Source organism: Kitasatospora sp. YST-16 (assembly GCF_026802215.1).
Taxonomy (GTDB): domain Bacteria; phylum Actinomycetota; class Actinomycetes; order Streptomycetales; family Streptomycetaceae; genus Kitasatospora; species Kitasatospora cineracea.
Window position 1 is genome coordinate 5,538,836 of sequence record NZ_CP113837.1, and the last position, 20,386, is coordinate 5,559,221.

Sequence of the window (20,386 nt, forward strand, 5' to 3'; positions counted from 1 at the left end):
GAAGTGACCTGAGAACAGAGCGACTTGGGAGGCAGTCCGATGACCGACACCGCAGCCGAAGCCTGGCAGCGCTGGACGGAGGCCCGGAGCGCCGCGGCCGGCGCGCCGCACGGCCCGCTGGCCCTGACCGGCACCCACTGGCTGGAGCCCGAACCCGCCGAGGTCCCCGGCCTGCCCGGCCGCTGGTGGGCCGAGGACGGCTCGGTCTGCGCCGAGCTGCGCGCCGGGGACGGCGTCCGGATCGAGGGCGAGCCGCAGGAGTCGACCGGCCGGGTCGCGCTGCGGCCCGACACCGACCGGCACCCGCAGCTCGCCGTCCTGGACGGGCTGCGGCTGGTCCCGATCGAACGGGAGGGCGAGCTCGCCCTGCGGGTCTTCGACCCGGACGCCCCCGCCCGGGCCGCGTTCGCCGGCATCGCGGTCTACCCCTACGCCCCCGACTGGGCGGTGCCCGCGGTGTTCACGCCGTTCGAGGGCGGCGCGCAGGCCCTGCTGGTGGAGAACGCGGACGGCCGGGCCCGGCCGCTCACCGTCACCGGGCAGGTCGCGTTCACGCTGGCCGGGCAGCCGCACACGCTGACCGTCAGCGGCGACGGCAGCGCGGGCGGGCGGCTCAGCGGCGTCATCGCGGACGGCACCAGCGGGCGGGACACCTACCGGTTCCGCTTCGTGTCGCTGCCCGCGCCGGACGCGCAGGGGCGCACCGTGCTGGACTTCAACCGGGCGTTCCTGCCGCCGTGCGCGTTCGCCGACCACTTCATCTGCCCGTTCCCGCCGCCCGGGAACCGGCTGGACGTCGCGGTCGAGGCGGGCGAGCGGCAGGTGGTCACGGGGTGAGGGGCGGCGGAGCGGCAGGTGGTCGCGGCGCGAGGGCGGTGGGATGGCAGGTGGTCGCGGCGCGAGGGCGGCGGGGCCTGGGCCGGACCGGTTTCTGAGAGCGCTCTCGGGGCGGGGTGGCGGACGCTAGGCTGCTCGCAGCAGGAACGCGATCACGTGCGTGCGTGCGCACGGACGGCGGAGAGGAGCCCACGGTGACCGAGTCCGAAACGGGAGTGGGCGGACGTCCCACCCTGGAGTCGGTGGCCGAGCGGGCCGGGGTGTCCCGGGCCACCGCCTCCCGGGTGGTCAACGGCGGCGCGGGCGTCCGGGCGGCCCTGCGGGAGAAGGTCGAACGGGCCGTCGCCGAACTCGGCTACGTCCCCAACCTGGCCGCCCGCACCCTGGTCACCCGGCGCAACCGGGCGATCGGCGTGGTCATCGCCGAACCCGAGGCCCGGTTCTTCTCCGACCCGTTCTTCGCCCAGCACCTGCGCGGCATCAGCCGCGAACTGGCCGCCGCCGACAACCAGATGGTGCTGCTGCTGGCCGAGGACGAGCGCGACCACGAGCGGATCGGCCGCTACCTGGCCGGCGGCCACGTCGACGGCGTCCTGCTGTTCTCGCTGCACCGCTCCGACCCCACCCCCGAGACCGTCCACCGCCTCGGCCTGCCCTTCGTCATCGGCGGCCGCCCCGGCTGGCCCGGCGCCGAGTCCGACCGCGACCTGGTCTACGTCGACAACGACAACCGCGGCGGCGCCCGGCTCGCCGTCCAGCACCTGCGCTCCCTCGGCCGCAGGCGGATCGCCACCATCACCGGCCCGCTCGACCAGACCTCCTCCGTCGACCGCCTCGACGGCTACCGCGACCTGCTCCCCGACGGCGACGCCGACCTGATCGCGGTCGGCGACTTCACCGCGGACGGCGGCATCCGCGCGATGACCGAACTCCTCGCCCGGCGACCGGACCTGGACGCGGTGTTCGTGGCCTCCGACGTGATGGCCTCCGGCGCGATCCGGGTCCTGCGGGCGGCCGGGCGGCGGGTGCCGGAGGACGTCGCGGTGGTCGGCTTCGACGACGTCGAGTCCGTCGCGGCCTGGACGGAGCCGCCGCTCACCACGATCCGCCAGGAGATCGAGGAGATGGGGCGGCTGATGACCCGGCTGCTGCTGCGGCGGCTCAACGACCCGGGCGCCTCGGCGCCGTCGTCGGTGATCATTCCGACGGGGCTGGTGGTGCGGGAGTCGGCCTGAGGGCGGAGCCTCGGTCGTGGCGGTTCAGGGGAGGGCGGCGGCCAGCAGGGCGGCCGTTCGGGCGAGGAGGGGCTCGTCCGGGGCGGCGGTCGGGGCGGTGGGTCTGGTGCTGAGGACGGCCAGGACCAGGGGCGGGCGGTGCGGGGGCCAGGCGAGGGCGAGGTCGTTGGCGGTGCCGTAGGAGCCGGTGCCGGTCTTGTCGGCGAGCGTCCAGGAGGGCGGCAGGCCGGCGCGCAGGCGGTGGGTGCCGGTGGTGGAGGCGCGCAGCCAGGCGGTGAGCCGGGCGCGGTCCGGGCAGGCGAGGGCGTCGCCGAGGGTGAGGCGGGCGAAGGTGCGGGCCAGGGCGCGCGGGGTGGTGGTGTCGGTGGTGCGGTCCGGTTCGGCGGAGTTGAGGGCGGGCTCCCAGCGGTCGAGGCGGGTGACCGGGTCGCCGAGGGAGCGGCAGAAGCGGGTGACGGCGGTGGGGCCGCCGAGCCGGCGCAGCAGCAGGTTGGCGGCCGTGTTGTCGCTGAACTCGATTGCCGCGGCGCACAGTTCGGCGACGGTCAGGACCCGGGTGCGACCGGTGACGGGGGCGTGGCCGGAGTCGGCGACGTCCGCGTCGGTGTAGTGGACCCGGGCCGCGAGGTCGTCCCCGGCGCGCATCAGGGCGGCGACGGCGAGCGGCTTGAAGGTCGAGCAGAGCGGGAACGCCTCGTCCGCGCGGTGGCGGACCGTCGCGCCGCTGCCGGTGTCGTGCGCGAGGACGCCCAGCCTGGCTCCGTGCTCGCGCTCCAACTGCCGGAAGGAGTCGGCGAGTCGGGCGGTGGTGGCGGCTGCTGCGGGGGTCTGGAGGGTACAGGCCAGGGCGGCGGTGCCGGCTGAGGTGAGCAGGTGGCGGCGGGTGGGGCGCGGGTGCATCGGCGGCCTCCTCGGTGCGGTGCGGGACGTCGGGGCGGTGCGGGTCGTCCCGTGGTGCATCGGCAGGAGGGGGCTCCGGCTCCAGTGGCGGGGGCGGGGCGGGCGGGCCGGGCGTGGAACCGCCGCCGGGCCCGGGGAGGGTTCCGGCGGCGGCGGTGCGGGAGCGGCGGCGGGGGTGCGGGAGCGGCGGGTCAGCCGACGACGCGGTAACTGACGGCCGGGTAGGGGAAGTTGGCCCAGTGCAGGCTGCCGAGACCGTAGGCGAGGTCGCCGGACCCGCCGGGTCGGCCGGTGGCGCAGCCGGCGTTGAAGTAGACCGTGATGTCGGCGGCGGTGAAGTCGACGGCGGAGCGCGCGGCGGCCGGGAGGTCGTGGCAGGCGGTGTCGGTGGTGTCGACGGCGAACCGGGCGCCCGTCAGGTCGCTACCGGTGGCGAAGTAGGCGACGGCAGAGTGCGGGAGTTCGACGGCGGCCGCGGGCTGGGCGAGAGCTGCGCCGAGCAGCAGGGCCGCTCCGGTGGCGGCGGTGGCGGCGAGGGTCTTCTTCCGGGGCGCGGCCATGGGGGAACTCCTTGCGGGCAGCGGGAATCGGCGCGTGCGGTGGGGGGTACCGCGGTGCGCGATCATGTCAGTTACATCTTCAACAATCTTTGGCAATCTGCCAAGACCCGGGGTGGGAGGGGGAGATGGGGCCCGGTGTGCGGGGCGGGTGGCCTCCCGGGGCGGGTGGGCCTCCCGGGCCGGGCGGAACTGTCGGGATCCGCGGGGCCCGGGAGGGGTCGGGGGTGGGTCGGTCAGTTGAAGGGGAGGCGCAGGACGGAGGCGTTGCCCTGGGACTGGGTGGCTCCGGTGCGGAGCTGGGCCGGGGCGTTGCCGAGGGCGGGCCAGATTTCGAGGGTGACGGTGCCGTTGGCCAGGTTGGTGAGCGGGGCGCCGGTGGTGGACTGGAGGCCGGCGGCGGTGGCGTTGTAGCGCTCCCAGCCGGGGACGGGGTCGGTGGCGAAGTAGCGGTAGGTCTCGGTCCGGTCGACGGTGCCGTTGCCGTCGAAGTCGTAGGAGACGCGCGCCTGTTGGGCGAGGGCGACGGTGGAGCCGGCGTCGACGTACAGGTCGAAGTCGGTGCCGGCACCGGGACGCAGGGTGCCGGTGAGGTGGCTGAGGGTGTACGTCAGCGGCTGGTAGGGGGTGCCGTCGTGGTTGGTGCCGCCGCCGGAGGCGATGGTGCTGCTGGTCGCGCCGGTGCCGTAGGCGGCGGTGAGGGTGCCGTTGGGCTGGAGGTAGAGGGCGGCGGGGGCGGGGGCGGTCGTGGTGGAGGCCGACGGGGACGGGGAGGGCGAGGGGGAGGAGGAGGCCGACGGGGAGGGGGACGGGGAGTTGGTGGCGCCGCCGGTGCCGCCGTCGGGCTTGGTGCCGCGTTCGGAGGCGGTGGAGCGGGCCGGGACGGTCAGGGTGTAGCCGTCGGAGAAGCGGACGGTGCGGGCGGTGGTGGTGTAGTTGTGCGCCACGTGGGTGCGGGTGCTGCCGTTGGTGAAGACGGCGGCGGTGGGGGTGTCGGCGGTGGTGGCCGGGTCCAGGGTGCCGAGGGCGGCCAGGTTGTAGATCCAGTGGTAGGTGTGGGCCCGGGACTCGCCCTCCTCCGGGGTGTAGCCCGCGTTCCCGGCGTCCCAGTCGGCCTTGGCGGCGGCCGGGTCGGTCAGCGCCTCGGCCTCCCAGAGCAGGTCGCGCCAGTCGGTGAACGCGCCGCCGTTGTTGGCCTTCAGCTCGGCCAGGTTGGCGGCCAGGTCGTCCTTGCGCCGGGCCAGGTAGAGCGAACCGGAGGTGACGGGGAGGAAGTTGATGCCGTGGATCATGCCGGGGGCGGCCGTCCACCAGGTGGAGTAGGCGGCGCCGGAGCCCCAGACCATGCCGACGGTGGAGTGCTGGAAGGCGGCCGGGAAGACCTGGTGGTCGGCGTCGAACCAGTACTGCTGCACGGCGTTGGCCTCGGTGGTGTACAGGTAGACGCCGAGGTCGCGCAGCGAGGTGTCGCCGGTGGCGGCGCCGAACAGCAGCAGGCCGGCGCTGAAGTTCAGCGACTCGGAGGAGGACTCCTCGTTGTTGCCCGCGGCGAACCCGGCGTGGCCGGAGGCCCAGCCGTGGCCCTCGTACGGGTCGAAGTTGCGCAGCCAGGGGAAGCGGGCGTCGGTGCGGTCGGTGTTGGCGGCGTCCTTGGCCAGCAGCTTGACCATTCCGCCCCACTGGCTGTCCGCGGCCCAGGCGGTGTCGTAGCGGGCGACGGTGGCGGCGGCCTGGACGAAGTAGCCGTAGTGGAAGTGGTGGTCGTTGAGTTCGGCGTCGGTGCCGTAGGAGGCCGGGTAGCCGATCAGGGTCTTCCAGGTGGAGTCGTAGGCGAAGCCGGGCGAGCCGGTGCCCGCGAACCAGGTCTGCAGCTTGCCCTTCATCAGCCCGAGCAGCTTGTCACGGGCCGCGGTGTCGCCCAACTGGTCGGCGATCGGCACCAGTTGGGCCATCTGGCCGAGCGCCTTGCCGACCCAGTAGGTGTCGGTGGCGCCGTTGAACGGGTCGCTCGCGTCGGAGACCTGGTGCAGGTAGCCGTCCAGCGCGGCGCGGTCGTACGAGCCGGCGTCGGGCAGCGAGGGGAGCACGCCGGTGACGGTCTGCACGGTGGAGAAGGACGAGCCCTGGCGGACCTTCATGGTGCCGCGCGGGGAGGTGTACGTCAGTGCGGTGAGGGCGTCCGGGGTGGCCTGCCACTGCTGCGGGTAGAGCGCGAGCAGGGTGCCGGTGGCGGTGCCCTCCTGGGCGGTGGTGGTGGCGGTGAAGGTGGTGGTGAGCCTGCCCGCGGCCTGGTCGTAGTTCCAGCCGACCTTGGTGTCGGTGACGAAGTCGTAGGCGTACGTGCGGAACTGGGCCAGGTCGGCGGTGGAGGGCAGCAGGGCGACCGAGTAGTAGTCCTTGCTGCCGAGGTTCGCGGTCAGGGTGCTGCCGTTGACGTTCCAGCTGCTGCCGGTGGGTGCGAACAGGCCGTAGTTGTGGCCGCCGACGGTGATGCCGAGCACGCTGCCCTGGTTGCTGAAGACGGTGGGCGCCGAGGCGGTGGTGACCTGGGCGGCGCCGCCGGTGGCGTGCGCGAACACGTACGGCAGGCCGTGGCCGATCGTCGCGCTGAAGGTGTGCGCGCCGTCCGCCCAGTACGGGGTGACCGTCCAGTCGGACCAGCCGTCGACCTTGGTGTCGGGGGAGTTCAGGCCGGCCACGCCCAGGGTGAGGTCCCGGGTGTGGGTGTAGTCGTACTGGCGGCCGTCGGAGGTGATGGTCGGGGTGGTGGGGTAGCCGACCTCCAGGCCCGCGGCCTGGGCCTTGAAGGTCATCGGGTGGGCGTACAGGTTCTCCGAGTACGGGTTGCCCGCGTAGCGCTGGTAGATCAGCGAGGACCACCAGTCGTTGGTGGGGGCGGCCTGGCCGGCCATCCGCGCGGTGACCTTGGGGGTGACGGGGGCGCCGTCGGAGTTGCTCGGGCCGACGGTGCCGGCCGGGCGGGTGTCCGCGTAGCCGCCGAGGCCGACCCGGACGGTGGTGGCGGCGGAGGCGCTGCCGGCGCCGAGGGCGGCGGTCAGGGTCGCCGCGGCGGCCAGCGCCAGCGTGGTGAGGGCGGCCGTGGGGCCGCGCAGGGAGCGGAGCTTCATGATCGTGTGTCCACCTTGAGTGGGGGCGGGCGGGTGAGTATGAGAGCGCTCTCAGCCAGCGGACCGTAAGGGCGGCCGTGAAGGGGTGTCAACCGGCTCGACGCAGACTGTTGCGTTCAGAAGTCGTATGCCCAGGTTGGGAGCGCCCGGAGATTACGTTCAGGTTTCGAGGTCTTGACGAGCGAACTTCCGCCCCGGCAGTCTCTCGGCATCGGTTGAGAGCGCTCTCAGAAAATCGGGCGCTTCCGGATCGGCACTGCTCCTTTTCTTCGCACCCACCCACGCTCCCGCCCCGCCCTGGAGGCCCTCGCATGCGTCCCCCCAGAGTCCGCCGCTCCACCGCTGCCCTGGGCAGCGCCGTCCTCGCCACCGCCCTGCTGCTCAGCGCCTGCAGTTCCGGCGGCTCCGGGTCCAAGGACTCCGCCGACGGCAAGGTGACCATCACGGTGGACCTGTTCGGCACCTTCGGGTTCAAGGAGGCCGGCCTGTACGACGAGTACATGAAGCTCCACCCGAACGTCACCATCAAGCAGACCGACACCCAGGACGAGGGCCAGTACTGGCAGGCGCTGCAGACCAAGCTCGCGGGCGGCGGCGGCCTCGCCGACATCCAGGGCCTGGAGGTCGGCCGGGTGGCCAGCGTGGTGCAGAAGCAGGCCGACAAGTTCACCGACCTCAAGACGCTCGGCATCGGCGACGTCAACGACGGCCTGGTGCCGTGGAAGGGCGCCGCGATCAAGACCGCCGACGGCAAGGTGCTCGGCGCGGGCACCGACGTCGGCCCCGAGGCGATCTGCTACCGCACCGACCTGTTCCAGGCCGCCGGGCTGCCCACCGACCGCGCCGAGCTCGCGCAGAAGTGGTCCACCTGGCAGGGCTACCTCGACCTCGGCAAGCAGTACGCCGCCAAGGCCGAGGCGGGCAACGCCTGGACCGACAGCGCCGCCGGCATGTTCACCGCCGAGGTCGGCCAGCAGAAGGTCCGCTACTCCGACGAGGCCGGCAAGCCCGTCTACGACAGCAGCCCGGCCGTGAAGACCGCCTGGACCGACGCCACCGCGCTGGTCGCCGACGGCCTGTCCGCCAAGCTCGCCCAGTGGACGCCGGAGTGGAACAAGGCGTTCTCCACCGGCAAGTTCGCCACCCTCTCCTGCCCGGCCTGGATGATCGGCTACATCAAGGGCCAGGCCGGCGACGCGGGCTCCGGCAAGTGGGACATCGCCGCCGGCCCCGGCAAGACCGGCAACTGGGGCGGCTCCTACCTGGCCGTGCCGCGCACCGCCAAGCACCCCAAGGAGGCCGCCGAGCTGATCAAGTGGCTGACGGCCAAGGAGCAGCAGGCCACCCTGTTCACCAAGCAGGGCTCCTTCCCGTCCTCCACCGGCGCCCAGGACGCCATCAAGGACGTCACCGACCCGTACTTCAACAACGCGCCGATCGGCCAGATCTTCAGCGAGTCGGCCAAGGCGATGCCCGCCCAGGTGCTCGGCACCGACGACGGCGTGATCGGCAAGGCGTTCACCGACGCCCTCGGCGAGGTCGAGCGGACCGGCACCGCGCCGGACACCGCCTGGAAGCACGCCCTGGACAACGTCAAGAAGGCCAACGGCAACTGACGCACCGTCAGCCCAGGCAGTCAACTAGGGCAGCCCGCCTCGCCGTTCACGCAGCGGCGGGGCGGGCGGCCCCCGTCGAAGGACCCCGCCCATGGCCCTCAGCTCCACCGCCCGGCTGCCCGCCGCGCCGCCCGCCGGACGGCCCGGCCGGCTGCGCCGCCGGCTCGCCCCCTACGGCTTCCTCGCCCCGTTCTTCGGGCTGTTCGCCGCGTTCGGCCTCTTCCCGCTGCTGTACACCGCCTGGGTGTCGCTGCACCGGGTCGAGCTCCAGACCTCGGACCGGATGGACTGGCTCGGCTTCCAGAACTACACCCGGCTGCTGTCCGACCCGTTCTTCTGGAACGCGCTGCGCAACACCTTCACCATCGGCGTGCTCTCCACCGTGCCGCAGCTGCTGATGGCCCTGGGCCTGGCCCACCTGCTCAACTACCGGCTCCGCGGTCGCACCTTCTTCCGGGTCGCCATGCTGATGCCGTACGCCACCTCGGTGGCCGCCGCCACCCTGGTGTTCGCCCAACTCTTCGGCCGCGACTACGGGTTGATCAACTGGGTGCTGAGCAGCCTCGGCGTCCACCCGGTCGACTGGCAGGCGAACACCTGGGCCTCCCAGTTCGGCGTCTCCGCCATCGTCACCTGGCGCTGGACCGGCTACAACGCGCTGATCTACCTGGCCGGCATGCAGTCCATCCCCGGCGAGCTGTACGAGTCCGCGGCCGTCGACGGCGCCTCGCGCTGGCAGCAGTTCCGGCACGTCACCGTCCCCGGGCTGCGCCCCACCATCGTCTTCACCGTGGTCGTCTCCACCATCGGCGCGACCCAGCTGTTCGGCGAACCCCTGCTCTACGAGGGCAACTCCGGCGGCGGCATCTCGCACCAGTACCAGACCCTCGGCCTGTACCTGTACGAGCAGGGCTGGACGTTCTTCCACCTCGGCCGGGCCGCCGCCGTCGCCTGGGTGATGTTCCTGCTGATCGTGCTGCTCGCCCTGCTGAACGCGGCGATCGCCGCCCGCCGCAACCGTACGGACCGGTGACCCGATGACCCACGTGACCACCCAGGTGCTCGACAAGCCCGCCGCCGTGGACGGCGACCGGGCCCGTGCCAAGGGCCGCAAGGCGCGCTCGCCGCTGAACGGCGGGCCGCTCGCCTACGCGGTGCTGATCGGCGCCACCCTGCTCGCCGTCTTCCCGTTCTACTGGACGCTGGTCGCCGCCAGCCGCTCCAACTCCGAACTCAGCGCCGCCACACCCGCGTTGACGCCCGGACCGAACCTGTTCCACAACATCGGCGAGGCCCTGCAGCAGGCCGAGATCGGCAAGGCGCTGCTCAACTCGCTGATCGTCTCCAGCGTGGTCACCGCCGGCGTGGTGCTCTCCTCCACGCTCGCCGGGTTCGCCTTCGCCAAGCTGCGCTTCCGCGGCCGCGGCGCGCTGCTCGCGCTCACCGTCGGCACCATGATGATCCCGCCGCAGCTCGGCGTCATCCCGCTGTTCATGGTGATCGTCAAGCTCGACCTGCAGAACAAGCTGCCCTCGGTGATCCTGCCCTCGCTGGTCTCCGCGTTCGGCGTCTTCTTCATGCGCCAGTACCTGGTGCAGGCCCTGCCGGACGAACTCGTCGAGGCCGGCCGGATGGACGGCGCCTCGCTGCTGCGGATCTTCCGCTCCATCGTGCTGCCCGTCGCCCGCCCCGGCATGGCCGTGCTCGGCATGCTCACCTTCATGGCCACCTGGAACGACTTCTTCTGGCCGATCGTCGCACTCAGCTCCCAGAACCCCACCGTGCAGGTCGCGCTGAAGTCGCTCGGCCAGGGCTACGTCCCCGACCAGTCCGTGGTGATGGCCGGCACCCTGATCGGCACCCTGCCCGTCCTGGTGGTGTTCGCGCTGCTCGGCCGGCAGATCGTCGGCGGCATCATGCAGGGCGCCGTCAAGGGCTGACCCGCGGTACGGCCCGATGGGCTGACAGACCCTCAACTTGTTTGGATGGAACGCGACATGACCGTCGAGACTCTTCCCGTGACCACTTCCTCCCCCGCCGCCGCACCCGCCCGCTTCCCGGCCGGATTCGTCTGGGGCGCCGCCACCGCCGCCTACCAGATCGAGGGCGCCGCCGCCCAGGACGGCCGCACCCCGTCCATCTGGGACACCTTCGCCCGCCGCCCCGGCACCGTCCGCAACGGCGACACCGGTGACATCGCCGCCGACCACTACCACCGCTACCGCGACGACGTCGCGCTGATGTCCGAACTCGGCCTGGGCGCCTACCGGTTCTCGCTCGCCTGGCCGCGCGTCCAGCCCGGCGGCCGGGGCCCCGCCAACGAGGCCGGGCTCGACTTCTACGACCGCCTGGTCGACGAACTCCTCGGCGCCGGCATCACCCCCGTCGCCACCCTCTACCACTGGGACCTGCCCCAGGAGTTGGAGGACGCGGGCGGCTGGACCGACCGCGACACCGCGTACCGCTTCGCCGAGTACGCGCACCTCGCCGCCCGCCGGCTCGGCGACCGCATCCCCACCTGGACCACCCTCAACGAGCCCTGGTGCAGCGCCTTCCTCGGCTACGGCAACGGCGTCCACGCCCCCGGCCGCACCGACCACGCCGCCGCCCTCACCGCCCACCACCACCTGCTGCTCGCCCACGGCCTCGGCACCGCCGCGCTGCGCGCCGAACTCCCCGACACCGCCCAGGTCTCGCTCACCCTCAACCTGGCCGCCGTCCGCCCGCTGTCCACCGACCCCGCCGACCTCGACGCCGCCCGCCGGATCGACGGCCTGGGCAACCGGATCTTCCTCGACCCGGTGTTCCGCGGCAGCTACCCCGCCGACGTCCTCGCCGACACCGCGCACGTCACCGACTGGGCCTTCGTCCGGGACGGCGACCTCGCCGAAATCTCCCGCCCCATCGACTCGTTGGGCATCAACTACTACACGCCCACCGTCGTCGCGGCCGAGCAGGAACCGGCTGTCGACGCGGACGCCCCGCGCGGCGACGGCCACCAGGGCGGCAGCCCCTGGCCCGCCGACCAGGGCATCCGCTTCCTGCCCGCCCCCGGCACCCGCACCGCCATGGGCTGGCCGGTCGACGCCGACGGCCTGTACGAACTCCTCACCCGGCTGCGCGACGACCTGCCCGGCGTCCCGCTGCTGGTCACCGAGAACGGCGCCGCCTACGAGGACTACACCGACCCCAGCGGCGCCGTCCACGACCCCGAGCGGATCGACTACCTGCACGCCCACCTCGCCGCCGTCCACCGCGCCATCGCCGACGGCGCCCCCGTCCGCGGCTACTTCCTGTGGTCGCTGCTCGACAACTACGAATGGGCGTACGGCTACAGCAAGCGCTTCGGCATCGTCCACGTCGACTTCGCCAGCCAGCGCCGCACGCCCAAGGACAGCGCGCACTGGTACGCCCGGGTGATCCGGGACGGCGCGCTGCCGCAGTAGCGGGCCGGCGGGGCGGGCGGGGTGCGGGGCCGGGCGGTTCAGGCGGGCGGGGCCGTGAACGCGGTGGCGAACTCCGCGGCGAACGCGGCGAACGGGCGGGGCGGGCGGCCGGTCAGCTTCTCCACGTCCGAGCTGACGGTGGCGGCCCGGCCCGCCGCGTAGTGGGCGTACAGCTCGACCAGGCCCTCCGCGTTCCACCGCGGGTAGCCGGCACCGACCAGGGCCTCCAGGGCCTGCTCGGGGCTCGGCGACACGTACCGCACCGGGTGGCCGGCCGCCCCCGCCAGGATCTCCGCCAGCGCGTCGTGGGTCAGCGCCTCGGGGCCGGTCAGCGTGTACACCGCGCCCTGGTGGCCGTCCTCGACCAGGGCGGCCACCGCGGCCGCCGCCACGTCCCGGGCGTCCACGTACGAGACCGCGCCGGAACCGCCCGGCACCGCGAGCAGGCCGGTGCGGACCGGGGCCGCCATGCCCAGGAAGTTCTGGAAGAAGCCGTTCGGCGCCAGCACCGTCCACGGCAGGCCGCTGGCCCGCAGGTGCGCGAAACCCGCCACGTGCGCGTCCACGAAACGGGCACCCGTCGCGCCGCCCTCGGCGCCCGCCGCCGTGTGCAGCACCACCCGCGGCCGGCCGCCCGTGCGCACGGCCGCGTCGATCACGTTCCGCTCGTGCTCCGCCATCGCCGACTGCGCTGCCACCAGCAGGTACACCGCCCCGGCACCGGTCAGCGCCGCGTCCAGCGAGGCCGGGTCGGCGAAGTCCGCGACCACCGCCTCGACCCCGGCGTCCCACCCGGCCGGCACCGCGTCCGCGTTCCGGACCAGCGCCCGCACCGGCACCCCGCGCTCCCGCAGGCCCGCGACCACCGCCGAACCCACCGTCCCGGTCGCGCCCGTCACCACGATCATGAGCTCTCCCCGCTCTTCCACCAGTGTCGTTGACGCCGCACGCCACGGAACGTCACACCACGGAACGTCACGTGACGTTCCGTCGTGCCGCGTCGCTTCAGATCAAAGATCAGGTCAACCGGCCCCGTGATCAAGGCCGTTCCGGCGCACAATCCAGTAGCCGCACTCATCGATCGGACCTCGGCGGTCGGCCCCGGCCGCTCCCGGCCGCTTCCGGCCGCTTCCGGTCGCTCCCGGCCGCTCCCGGCGGGACGATCCGGCCGATGCGCCGGCAGCCGACGTACCGACGACCCTGGAGCGCACCGCCGGTGGACCTGACCGAGATCGAGACCTTCCTCGCGCTGGCCGAGGAACTCCACTTCGGGCGCACCGCCGAACGGCTGCGCCTGTCCCAGTCCCGGGTCAGCCAGCTCATCCGCTCCCTCGAACGTCGCATCGGCGCCCCGCTGTTCACCCGCACCAGCCGCCGCGTGGCGCTCACCCCGCTCGGCGCGCACGCCCGCCGCACCCTCGGCGAGGCCCACCGCGACCTGCGCCGCAGCTACGACGAGGCCGTGGCCATCGCCCGCGGCGTCACCGGCACCCTGCGCCTGGGCTTCCTCGGCTGCCTCAACGGGCCGCCGCTCACCGACGCCGTCGCCGCCTTCGCCCACCGGCACCCCGCCTGCCGGGTCGGCGTCACCGAGGTGCCCTGGGCCGCGCCGTACGCCGCGCTGCGGGCCGGCGAGATCGACCTGCTGCTCACCCTGCTGCCCGTCGACGAACCCGACCTCGGCGTCGGCGCCGTCCTGGTCTCCCACCCGCGGGTGCTCGCCCTGCGCGCCGACCACCCGCTCGCCGCCCGGCCGCGGATCGACGTCGAGGAACTCGCCGACTGGCCCGTCCTGGACAGCCCGTCCGACACCCCCGACACCTTCCGGCACGCCGTCACCCCGCCGTTCACCCCGCGCGGGCGCCCGCTGCGCCGCACCCCCGGCGGCCGCACCTACCAGGAGGCGTTGCACCGGGTCGCCGTCAGCGACACCGTCTGGCCCACCCACCGCGGCCTGTTCCTCAACCACCGGCACCCCCGTGTCCGGGCCCGCCCGCTCACCGGCCTGCCCGCGGCGAACGGGGCCCTGGTCTGGCGGGCCGACGCGGCCACGGCGAAGGTGCACGCCTTCGTGGCGTTCGCGGCCGCGGCGGTCGAAGACATTCCTGACGTTCAGTCAGATTGACTGTGGCGAAGGGGTGTTGGACGGTCCGGAAAATGCGGTGACAGCGGGCGGGCGGCGTCCCTAGACTCGGCCCGCTGGACGACGCCCGGGCCGCAGTGGCCGATCGGGCGCACCGTGACGTGAGTGGAGAGGGAGGGGCCGGTCGTGCGTACTGCCGCCGTCGTCGTTCCCCCGTCGCGGTTCGAGGTGATCCTGGTGTCCCGGGCGGGCCGGTGCCCGCTGCGCGGCCGGTGCCGGTAGGAACCACGAACTCCCCGTCCTGTCCTGCTCGTTGACCTTCGTTCTGCCTGCCCGTTCGACGCGGCGGGTGGTGCGCGGGTGCGTGCGGGGCGGTGGGTGTGCCCCGTGGTGCCGTGAATCGCGCTGCCGATTCCAGGAACGAACCCCGAAGGGCCACGGGCCACCATGCGTACCGACCTCGTCACCACCACCACTGCTTCTGCTTCTGCTTCTGCTTCTGCCGCTGTCGCCGCGGTCCGCAACCTGGGCATCCTCGCCCACGTGGACGCCGGGAAGACCACCGTCACCGAGCGGATCCTGTTCCTGACCGGGGCGGTCCACAAGCGCGGCGAGGTCCACGACGGCACCACCGTCACCGACTTCGACCCGCAGGAGCGCGACCGTGGCATCACCATCTTCGCCGCGGCCGTCAGCTGCGAGTGGGGCGGCCACCGGCTCAACCTGATCGACACGCCCGGCCACGTCGACTTCGCGGACGAGGTGGAGCGCTCGCTGCGGGTGCTGGACGGCGCGGTGGCGGTGTTCGACGCCGTCTCGGGTGTCGAGCCGCAGAGCGAGTCGGTGTGGCGGCAGGCGGACCGGCACGGCGTCCCGCGGATCGCGTTCGTCAACAAGATGGACCGGCCCGGCGCCGACCTGGACGCCGCGGTCGCCTCGATCCGGGAGAAGCTGCACCCGGCGCCGCTGGCCGTGCAGCTGCCGATCGGCCGGGAGGGCGGCTTCACCGGCGTGGTCGACCTAGTCGGGATGCGTGCGCTGACCTGGCCGGACGCTGCCGAGCCCGGTACCGGCTGCCAAGTCGGCGACGTGCCCGAGGAGTTGGCGGCCGAGGCGGCCCGGCGGCGGCAGGCCCTGGCGGAGGCGGTGGCCGAACTGCACCCCGCCGCGCTGGAGGAGTACTGCGCCACCGGCACCCTCACCGCCGCCGCCCTCACCGGTGCGCTGCGCCAACTCACCGGCAGCGGACAGGCGGTGGTGGTGCTGTGCGGCTCGGCGTACCGCAACCGCGGCGTCGAACCGCTGCTCGACGCGGTGGCCGCGTACCTGCCGTCGCCGCTGGACGTCCCGCCGGTGCGCGGGGAGTTCGACGGCGCGCCGCAGGAACGCACCGCCGATCCCGAACAGCCGTTCTCCGCCCTGGTGTTCAAGGTCGCCGCGACCACCACCGGGCGGCTCGGCAGCCTGCGCGTCTACTCCGGCACGCTACGGAAGGGGGACACCGTGCTCGACGCCCGCACCGGCCGCACCGAGCGGATCGGTCGGATCCTGCGGGTGCAGGCCGACCGGCACACCGAGACCGACAGCGCGGTGGCCGGCGACATCGTCGCCGTGGTCGGCGCGAAGGGCGCCAAGGTCGGCACCACGCTGTGCGACCCGCGAGCCCCGCTGGTGCTCGAACCGGCCGTCGCCGCCGACCCGGTGGTGACCGTCGCGATCGAGGCCCGCCGCTCGGTGGACACCGACCGGCTGGCCGCCGCCCTGGCCCGGATCAACGAGGAGGACCCGTCGCTGGTGGTCGGCAGCGACCCGGAGAGCGGGCAGCGGACGCTGTCCGGGATGGGCGAACTGCACCTGGAGGTCGCGGTGGAGAAGCTGCGCCGCGCCGGGCTGGAGGTCACCGTCGGACGGCCGAAGGTCGCCTACCGGGAGACCGTCTCCGCGGCGGTCACCGGCCTGGTCCTGCGGCACGTCAAGCAGGACGGCGGCTCCGGGCAGTTCGCGCACGTCGTGGTCGACGTCGCCCCGCTCGGCGAACCCGGCACGGACGGCTTCGAGTTCCGCTCCACCGTCACCGGCGGGCGGGTCCCGCAGGAGTTCGTGCAGGCCGTCGAGGCGGGCTGCCGGGACGCCCTCGCGGACGGCCCGCTCGGCCACCCGGTCACCGGGGTCCGGGTCACCCTCACCGACGGGGCGACCCACGTCAAGGACTCCTCCGACCTGGCGTTCCGCACCGCCGGACGGCTCGCCCTGCGCGAGGCGCTGCGGCGCGGCGGCCCGCTGCTGCTGGAGCCCGTCGTGGAACTCACCGCGACGGTGCCGCCGGACGGCGTCGGCGGCGTCCTCGGCGACCTGTCCGCCCGCCGCGGCCGGGTGCACGGCTCCGAGCCGCGCGGCGGCAGCGCGGTGCTGACGGCGACCGTTCCGCTGGCCGAACTCTTCGGCTACGCGGGCACGTTGCGCGGCCGCACCCAGGGCCGGGGCACGTTCACCACCCGGCCCGCCGGGTACGCGCCGGCGCCGCGGACGCAGCAGTAGCAGCAGCCGGTCCCCGTCCCGCCTCTCCCGGCAGGACGGGGACCGGTGCCGTCGCCCCTCGGGCCGCCGTCAGCGCAGCCAGCCGCGTTCGGCGGCGCGGGCCCCGGCCTGGAAGCGGCTGCGGGCGCCGAGCACCTCCAGGGCCTCGGCGGTCAGCCGGCGGACGGTCCGTTCGGAGATGCCCAGCTTCCGGGCGGCGACCACGTCGGTGTCGCCCTGCTGGAGGATCCGCAGCAGCGCGTAGTGCTGCGCCGCCATGCCGTTGCGGTCGCGCCCCCGGGGGCGGCGCAGCGGCGCGGCGCCGTGCCACAGCCCCTCGAACAGCGCGCACAGCGCGGCGACCGGCCCGCGGCCGTGCAGCACGGTGGCGGTGTCGGCCCGCGCCGGGTCGAGCGGCAGGACGGCGGTCTCCCGGTCCAGCACGATCATCCGCAGCGGCAGCGCGGGGACGGTGCGGACCTGCCCGCCGAGTTCGGTCAGCTGGCGCGCGTACTCCACGGCGGCCGGGCGGTGGCGCGCCGTGTCGACGAGCAGCACCCGCAACTCGACGCCCCGGCGCAGGAGTTCCGCGACCGGCAGGCCGTCGGGTTCACCCGGTTCACCTGGTTCACCTGGTTCACCTGGTTTGCTCGGTTCAGTCGGTTTGCTCGGTTCGGCGAGTTCGGCGAGTTCGGCGAGTCCGGTCGGGCCCGGCTCTCCGTCCTCCGGGGCGAGCACCAGGACCTGGGAGGCCACGCCCGCGCCGAGCCCGGCCAGCCGCGCCCGGACGGCGTCCGCGCCCAGCAACTCCTCCACCCGGGCCCGGCGCCCGGTCGCCTCGATCGCGGCGGTCACCTTGAGCGCGGCGGTCACCTCACCACCCGCCCGGAGCCCGGCGTCCGATCCCGGCCCGGCCCACCCTGCACATCGCGTTCCTCCGCTCCCCCCGCCCGCCCGCCCGTCCGCTCCGCGCCGACCGGCCCGTTGCCAGGGTAGGTCTAGACCACTGGGGCGTCCGGTGTCAAAGGTCGCGGGCCGCGGCCGGTCCCGCCGCCGGGCGGGCCGCCCCAGGGTTCGGACACCCTCCGATCCGAACCCCGGGGCCGGCCGGCGGCGGTGGGCGGTCAGGAGGTGAGCAGGCCCGGGTCGGAGAGGGAGGGGGCGCCGGTCTCGACGTGGCCGGCGAGGCGGCGGACGAAGTCGGCGCTCCGGTCGGAGGTGACGGTGAGGTCGTACCAGTGGCGGCAGGCGGAGAGGTCGACGGTGAGGGTGACGGTGGTGCCGCGGCGGACGGTGACGGCCTGCGGGGCGCCGGCGTAGGCGTTGGCCACGGTGAGGACGGCGTCGGCTCCGGCCGGGTTGGTGAAGGTCAGGGCGAGGTTGCCGGTGGCGGCGTCGTGGCGGGCGGTGACCTCGGGGCCCGCGGTCTTGCCGGGGTTGCGGAAGCGGCGCAGGAAGCCGTTCGGGCCGAACACGGTGAGGTCGGTGACGCCCTTGGAGTAGGCGGTGTTCCAGGCGTCGGAGACGGACTTGCCGGCCTCGGCGGTGTACGTCCACGGTCCGTCGGTGCGGTTCGCCGAGGTGACCAGGAACTGGGCGCCCGCGGCCGGCCCGCCGCTGAACGCGAGGGCGTACTTGCCGGTCGAGACGTCGGCCGAACCGTCCACGTACGGCGCGTACTTGAGCGGTCGGGTGGGCTTGGCGCCGGGCTCCTGCCGCGGCACGGCGCCGGTGGCGGGCGGGGTCGGGACGTAGTCGGGGTGCCGGTTGTGGTCGGCGGGCAGGTACGCGGCGGTGGACGGCAGCGCGGCCGGGGCGGGGTTGCTCGCGGTGAAGTCGAAGGCGGAGGTGAGGTCGCCGCAGATGGCCCGCCGCCAGGGCGAGATGTGCGGTTCGGCGACGCCGAAGCGCTGCTCGATGAAGCGGATGATCGAGGTGTGGTCGAAGGTCTCCGAGCAGGTGTAGCCGCCGGTGCTCCACGGCGAGACCACCAGCATCGGCACCCGCTGCCCGAGACCGTACGGCCCGGCCGCGTAACTCGCGCTGCCCGCGAACCAGTCGGCGCCGGTGGCGACCGTGGACAGGCCCTGGTTGGCGGAGGCGGGCGGGAACGGCGGCACCACGTGGTCGAAGAAGCCGTCGTTCTCGTCGTAGGTGATGAACAGCGCGGTGCGGGCCCACACGTCCGGGTTCGCGGTCAGCGCGTCCAGCACCTGCGAGATGTACCAGGCGCCGTAGTTGGCGGGCCAGTTGGGGTGCTCGGTGTACGCCTCGGGGGCGACGATCCAGGACACCTGCGGCAGCGTGCCGGCCGCGACGTCCCGGCGCAGTTGGTCGAACAGGCCGTCGCCGGCCTTGGCGTTCGTGCCGGTGCGGGCCTTCTCGTACAGTGCGTCGCCGGGCTTGGCGTTGCGGTAATTGTTGAAGTACAGCAGCGAGTTGTCGCCATAGTTGCCGCGGTGGGCGTCGCTGATCCAGCCCCAGGAGCCGGCCGCGTCCAGGCCGTCGCCGACGTCCTGGTAGATCCGCCAGGAGACGCCGGCCGCCTCCAGCCGCTCCGGGTAGGTCGTCCAGGAGTAGCCCGCCTCCTGGTTGCCCAGCACCGGTCCGCCGCCGGTCCCGTCGTTGCCGGTGTGGCCCGTCCACAGGTAGTAGCGGTTCGGGTCGGTGGAGCCGAGGAACGAGCAGTGGTACGCGTCGCACAGCGTGAACGCGTCGGCCAGCGCGTAGTGGAACGGGATGTCCTGCCGGGTCAGGTACGCCATCGTGGTGGCCGTCTTCGCGGGCACCCACTGGTCGTACTTGCCGTTGTTGAACGCCTGGTGGCCGCCCGCCCAGTCGTGGTTGAGGTCCTGGACGAACTGCATCCCGAGGTCGTTCACCTGCGGCCGGAACGGCAGGATCTCCTTCTTCGCGCTGTTCGCCTGGTACCAGACCGGCTTCCCGCTCGGCAGCGTCACCGGCCGCGGGTCACCGAAGCCGCGCACGCCCTTCAACGAGCCGAAGTAGTGGTCGAACGACCGGTTCTCCTGCATCAGCACCACGATGTGCTGCACGTCCTGGATGGTGCCCGTGCCGCCCTGCGGGGCGATCGACGCGGCCCGCGCGATGCTGGGCGCCAGCGCGGAGAACGCCAGGCCCGCACCGGCCAGTTGGAGGAAGCGACGCCGACTCGGTTCGTTCGGCTTGTTCGGTTCGTTCGGCTCGTTCGGTTCGGCAGCCATGGGGCACGACCTCTACGGGGTGAGGGACGGACGGAGGGCGCCCCCCAGGACACCGCCCGCGGGGTACCACCCGTCGTCCTGCCCGTGGCCGACCGGCGTACGCCGGACGAACGCCTCGAGTTGTCCGGACAAGTCGGCGCGGTTCGGTCGCAAGTTGTGCAGACAAGGCCAATCCGGGTGCGGGGGAAGGGCGTTGACGGCACGGGACCTGCGACGGAGGGCCTGGTGCACCGGTCACCGCCGTCCGCGCCTCCGCCGACCGGTGGTCGGCGGTCCCCCGTGCGCGGACGGCGGCGGTTCCGGGGACTGCCCGGCGCGGGGCCGACTAGCAGCGGTACTCGACCGTCCAGGAACCCTGGTACGCGTTCTGGCGGTTGTAGTAGTCGACGCGGTAGACGCCGTCCCGGAAGCCGTTGCCGGTGACGTACGTGTAGTTCAGGTGCTGGACGTACGTCCCGTAGTAGTCCGAGTTGGAGGCCACCGCCGGGCAGCCCTGGCCGCCCAGGTTGGCGGGGCCGTCGGCCGCTGCGGCCGTGCCGGTGAAGCCGAGGAGCAGCGCCGCGCCGACCGCAGTCGCTGCGGCGGCCTTGTGGATCGTGCGCATCGTTGCTGGTGCCTTTCGATTGACGGACGGATTGCCGGAGCTTCCGGGGCCCGTTGGGGAGGCCCCTGCGCTCGGTGTTCATCCTCTGCCGCCCGGCCGGCCCGCTCCATGGCGTCCACCCTGCGCTCGCTTGGCGTTACGGCCCGGCTGGGCGCTGCGGCTGTGCCTGTGCCTGGGCCTGTGCCTGTGCCTGTGCCTGTGTCGGCTCCGGCTTCAACTCCTGCGTGCTCGCTTGGCGT

15 protein-coding genes are annotated in these 20,386 nt (G+C 73.7%); 8 read left to right on the forward strand and 7 right to left on the reverse strand.

What is annotated here, in order from left to right:
* Positions 1-39 precede the first annotated feature (39 nt).
* Together OU787_RS25140 and OU787_RS25145 are read left to right on the forward strand one after the other, a co-directional pair.
* Positions 40-837, forward strand: a complete 798-nt coding sequence (locus OU787_RS25140) for a DUF1684 domain-containing protein (RefSeq protein ID WP_030464440.1) — start codon at positions 40-42, stop codon at positions 835-837.
* A 194-nt stretch (positions 838-1,031) separates the two neighbouring features.
* Positions 1,032-2,072, forward strand: coding sequence for a LacI family DNA-binding transcriptional regulator (locus OU787_RS25145; protein ID WP_030464439.1), 1,041 nt, complete (start codon positions 1,032-1,034; stop codon positions 2,070-2,072).
* A gap of 24 nt (positions 2,073-2,096) precedes the next feature.
* On the opposite strand, the gene bla is transcribed toward OU787_RS25145, so the two are convergent.
* The 3 genes from bla to OU787_RS25160 form a co-directional block, all read right to left on the reverse strand.
* A complete protein-coding gene (gene bla, locus OU787_RS25150) occupies positions 2,097-2,972 on the reverse strand; it encodes a class A beta-lactamase (protein WP_268660600.1) in 876 nt (291 codons plus the stop codon).
* Between the two features lie 191 nt (positions 2,973-3,163).
* Positions 3,164-3,532 (reverse strand): hypothetical protein, encoded by a 369-nt coding sequence (locus OU787_RS25155; protein ID WP_030464780.1) that lies wholly within the window; start codon positions 3,530-3,532, stop codon positions 3,164-3,166.
* 233 nt (positions 3,533-3,765) lie between these two features.
* A complete protein-coding gene (locus OU787_RS25160) occupies positions 3,766-6,657 on the reverse strand; it encodes a glycosyl hydrolase (protein WP_198545073.1) in 2,892 nt (963 codons plus the stop codon).
* A 311-nt stretch (positions 6,658-6,968) separates the two neighbouring features.
* Between OU787_RS25160 and OU787_RS25165 the strand changes: the two genes are divergently transcribed.
* The 4 genes from OU787_RS25165 (at position 6,969) to OU787_RS25180 (ending at position 11,719) form a co-directional block, all read left to right on the forward strand.
* Positions 6,969-8,273 carry an ABC transporter substrate-binding protein gene (locus tag OU787_RS25165; RefSeq protein ID WP_030463116.1) on the forward strand — a complete coding sequence of 435 codons (1,305 nt, stop codon included), beginning with the start codon at positions 6,969-6,971 and terminating at the stop codon, positions 8,271-8,273.
* A 91-nt stretch (positions 8,274-8,364) separates the two neighbouring features.
* A complete protein-coding gene (locus OU787_RS25170) occupies positions 8,365-9,306 on the forward strand; it encodes a carbohydrate ABC transporter permease (RefSeq protein ID WP_030463117.1) in 942 nt (313 codons plus the stop codon).
* 4 nt (positions 9,307-9,310) lie between these two features.
* The gene (locus OU787_RS25175) at positions 9,311-10,213 is read left to right on the forward strand and encodes a carbohydrate ABC transporter permease (RefSeq protein ID WP_030463118.1); all 903 of its coding nucleotides are present in this window, start codon (positions 9,311-9,313) and stop codon (positions 10,211-10,213) included.
* Between the two features lie 57 nt (positions 10,214-10,270).
* Positions 10,271-11,719 (forward strand): GH1 family beta-glucosidase, encoded by a 1,449-nt coding sequence (locus OU787_RS25180; RefSeq protein ID WP_030463119.1) that lies wholly within the window; start codon positions 10,271-10,273, stop codon positions 11,717-11,719.
* A gap of 38 nt (positions 11,720-11,757) precedes the next feature.
* On the opposite strand, the gene OU787_RS25185 is transcribed toward OU787_RS25180, so the two are convergent.
* Positions 11,758-12,627, reverse strand: coding sequence for an NmrA family NAD(P)-binding protein (locus OU787_RS25185; RefSeq protein ID WP_030463120.1), 870 nt, complete (start codon positions 12,625-12,627; stop codon positions 11,758-11,760).
* 308 nt (positions 12,628-12,935) lie between these two features.
* Between OU787_RS25185 and OU787_RS25190 the strand changes: the two genes are divergently transcribed.
* Together OU787_RS25190 and fusA are read left to right on the forward strand one after the other, a co-directional pair.
* Complete coding sequence (locus OU787_RS25190; RefSeq protein ID WP_030463121.1) at positions 12,936-13,844, forward strand: LysR family transcriptional regulator; 909 nt, start codon at positions 12,936-12,938, stop codon at positions 13,842-13,844.
* A 405-nt stretch (positions 13,845-14,249) separates the two neighbouring features.
* Positions 14,250-16,340 (forward strand): elongation factor G, encoded by a 2,091-nt coding sequence (gene fusA, locus OU787_RS25195; protein ID WP_030463122.1) that lies wholly within the window; start codon positions 14,250-14,252, stop codon positions 16,338-16,340.
* Between the two features lie 69 nt (positions 16,341-16,409).
* On the opposite strand, the gene OU787_RS25200 is transcribed toward fusA, so the two are convergent.
* The 3 genes from OU787_RS25200 to OU787_RS25210 form a co-directional block, all read right to left on the reverse strand.
* The gene (locus OU787_RS25200) at positions 16,410-17,192 is read right to left on the reverse strand and encodes a hypothetical protein (RefSeq protein WP_268660601.1); all 783 of its coding nucleotides are present in this window, start codon (positions 17,190-17,192) and stop codon (positions 16,410-16,412) included.
* A 251-nt stretch (positions 17,193-17,443) separates the two neighbouring features.
* On the reverse strand, positions 17,444-19,543 hold the full coding sequence (locus OU787_RS25205) for a phosphocholine-specific phospholipase C (RefSeq protein ID WP_268660602.1): 2,100 nt from the start codon (positions 19,541-19,543) through the stop codon (positions 17,444-17,446).
* A 325-nt stretch (positions 19,544-19,868) separates the two neighbouring features.
* A complete protein-coding gene (locus OU787_RS25210; RefSeq protein ID WP_030463125.1) occupies positions 19,869-20,147 on the reverse strand; it encodes a hypothetical protein in 279 nt (92 codons plus the stop codon).
* Positions 20,148-20,386: the final 239 nt, after the last annotated feature.

Excerpts from the sequence above, each read along its gene's own strand:
- OU787_RS25140 (WP_030464440.1), top strand. The coding sequence starts at position 40 with ATGACCGACACCGCAGCCGAAGCCTGGCAGCGCTGGACGGAGGCCCGG.
- bla (WP_268660600.1), bottom strand. The coding sequence starts at position 2,972 with ATGCACCCGCGCCCCACCCGCCGCCACCTGCTCACCTCAGCCGGCACC.
- OU787_RS25155 (WP_030464780.1), bottom strand. The coding sequence starts at position 3,532 with ATGGCCGCGCCCCGGAAGAAGACCCTCGCCGCCACCGCCGCCACCGGA.
- OU787_RS25160 (WP_198545073.1), bottom strand. The coding sequence starts at position 6,657 with ATGAAGCTCCGCTCCCTGCGCGGCCCCACGGCCGCCCTCACCACGCTG.
- OU787_RS25165 (WP_030463116.1), top strand. The coding sequence starts at position 6,969 with ATGCGTCCCCCCAGAGTCCGCCGCTCCACCGCTGCCCTGGGCAGCGCC.
- OU787_RS25170 (WP_030463117.1), top strand. The coding sequence starts at position 8,365 with ATGGCCCTCAGCTCCACCGCCCGGCTGCCCGCCGCGCCGCCCGCCGGA.
- OU787_RS25175 (WP_030463118.1), top strand. The coding sequence starts at position 9,311 with ATGACCCACGTGACCACCCAGGTGCTCGACAAGCCCGCCGCCGTGGAC.
- OU787_RS25180 (WP_030463119.1), top strand. The coding sequence starts at position 10,271 with ATGACCGTCGAGACTCTTCCCGTGACCACTTCCTCCCCCGCCGCCGCA.
- OU787_RS25185 (WP_030463120.1), bottom strand. The coding sequence starts at position 12,627 with ATGATCGTGGTGACGGGCGCGACCGGGACGGTGGGTTCGGCGGTGGTC.
- fusA (WP_030463122.1), top strand. The coding sequence starts at position 14,250 with ATGCGTACCGACCTCGTCACCACCACCACTGCTTCTGCTTCTGCTTCT.
- OU787_RS25205 (WP_268660602.1), bottom strand. The coding sequence starts at position 19,543 with ATGGCTGCCGAACCGAACGAGCCGAACGAACCGAACAAGCCGAACGAA.
- OU787_RS25210 (WP_030463125.1), bottom strand. The coding sequence starts at position 20,147 with ATGCGCACGATCCACAAGGCCGCCGCAGCGACTGCGGTCGGCGCGGCG.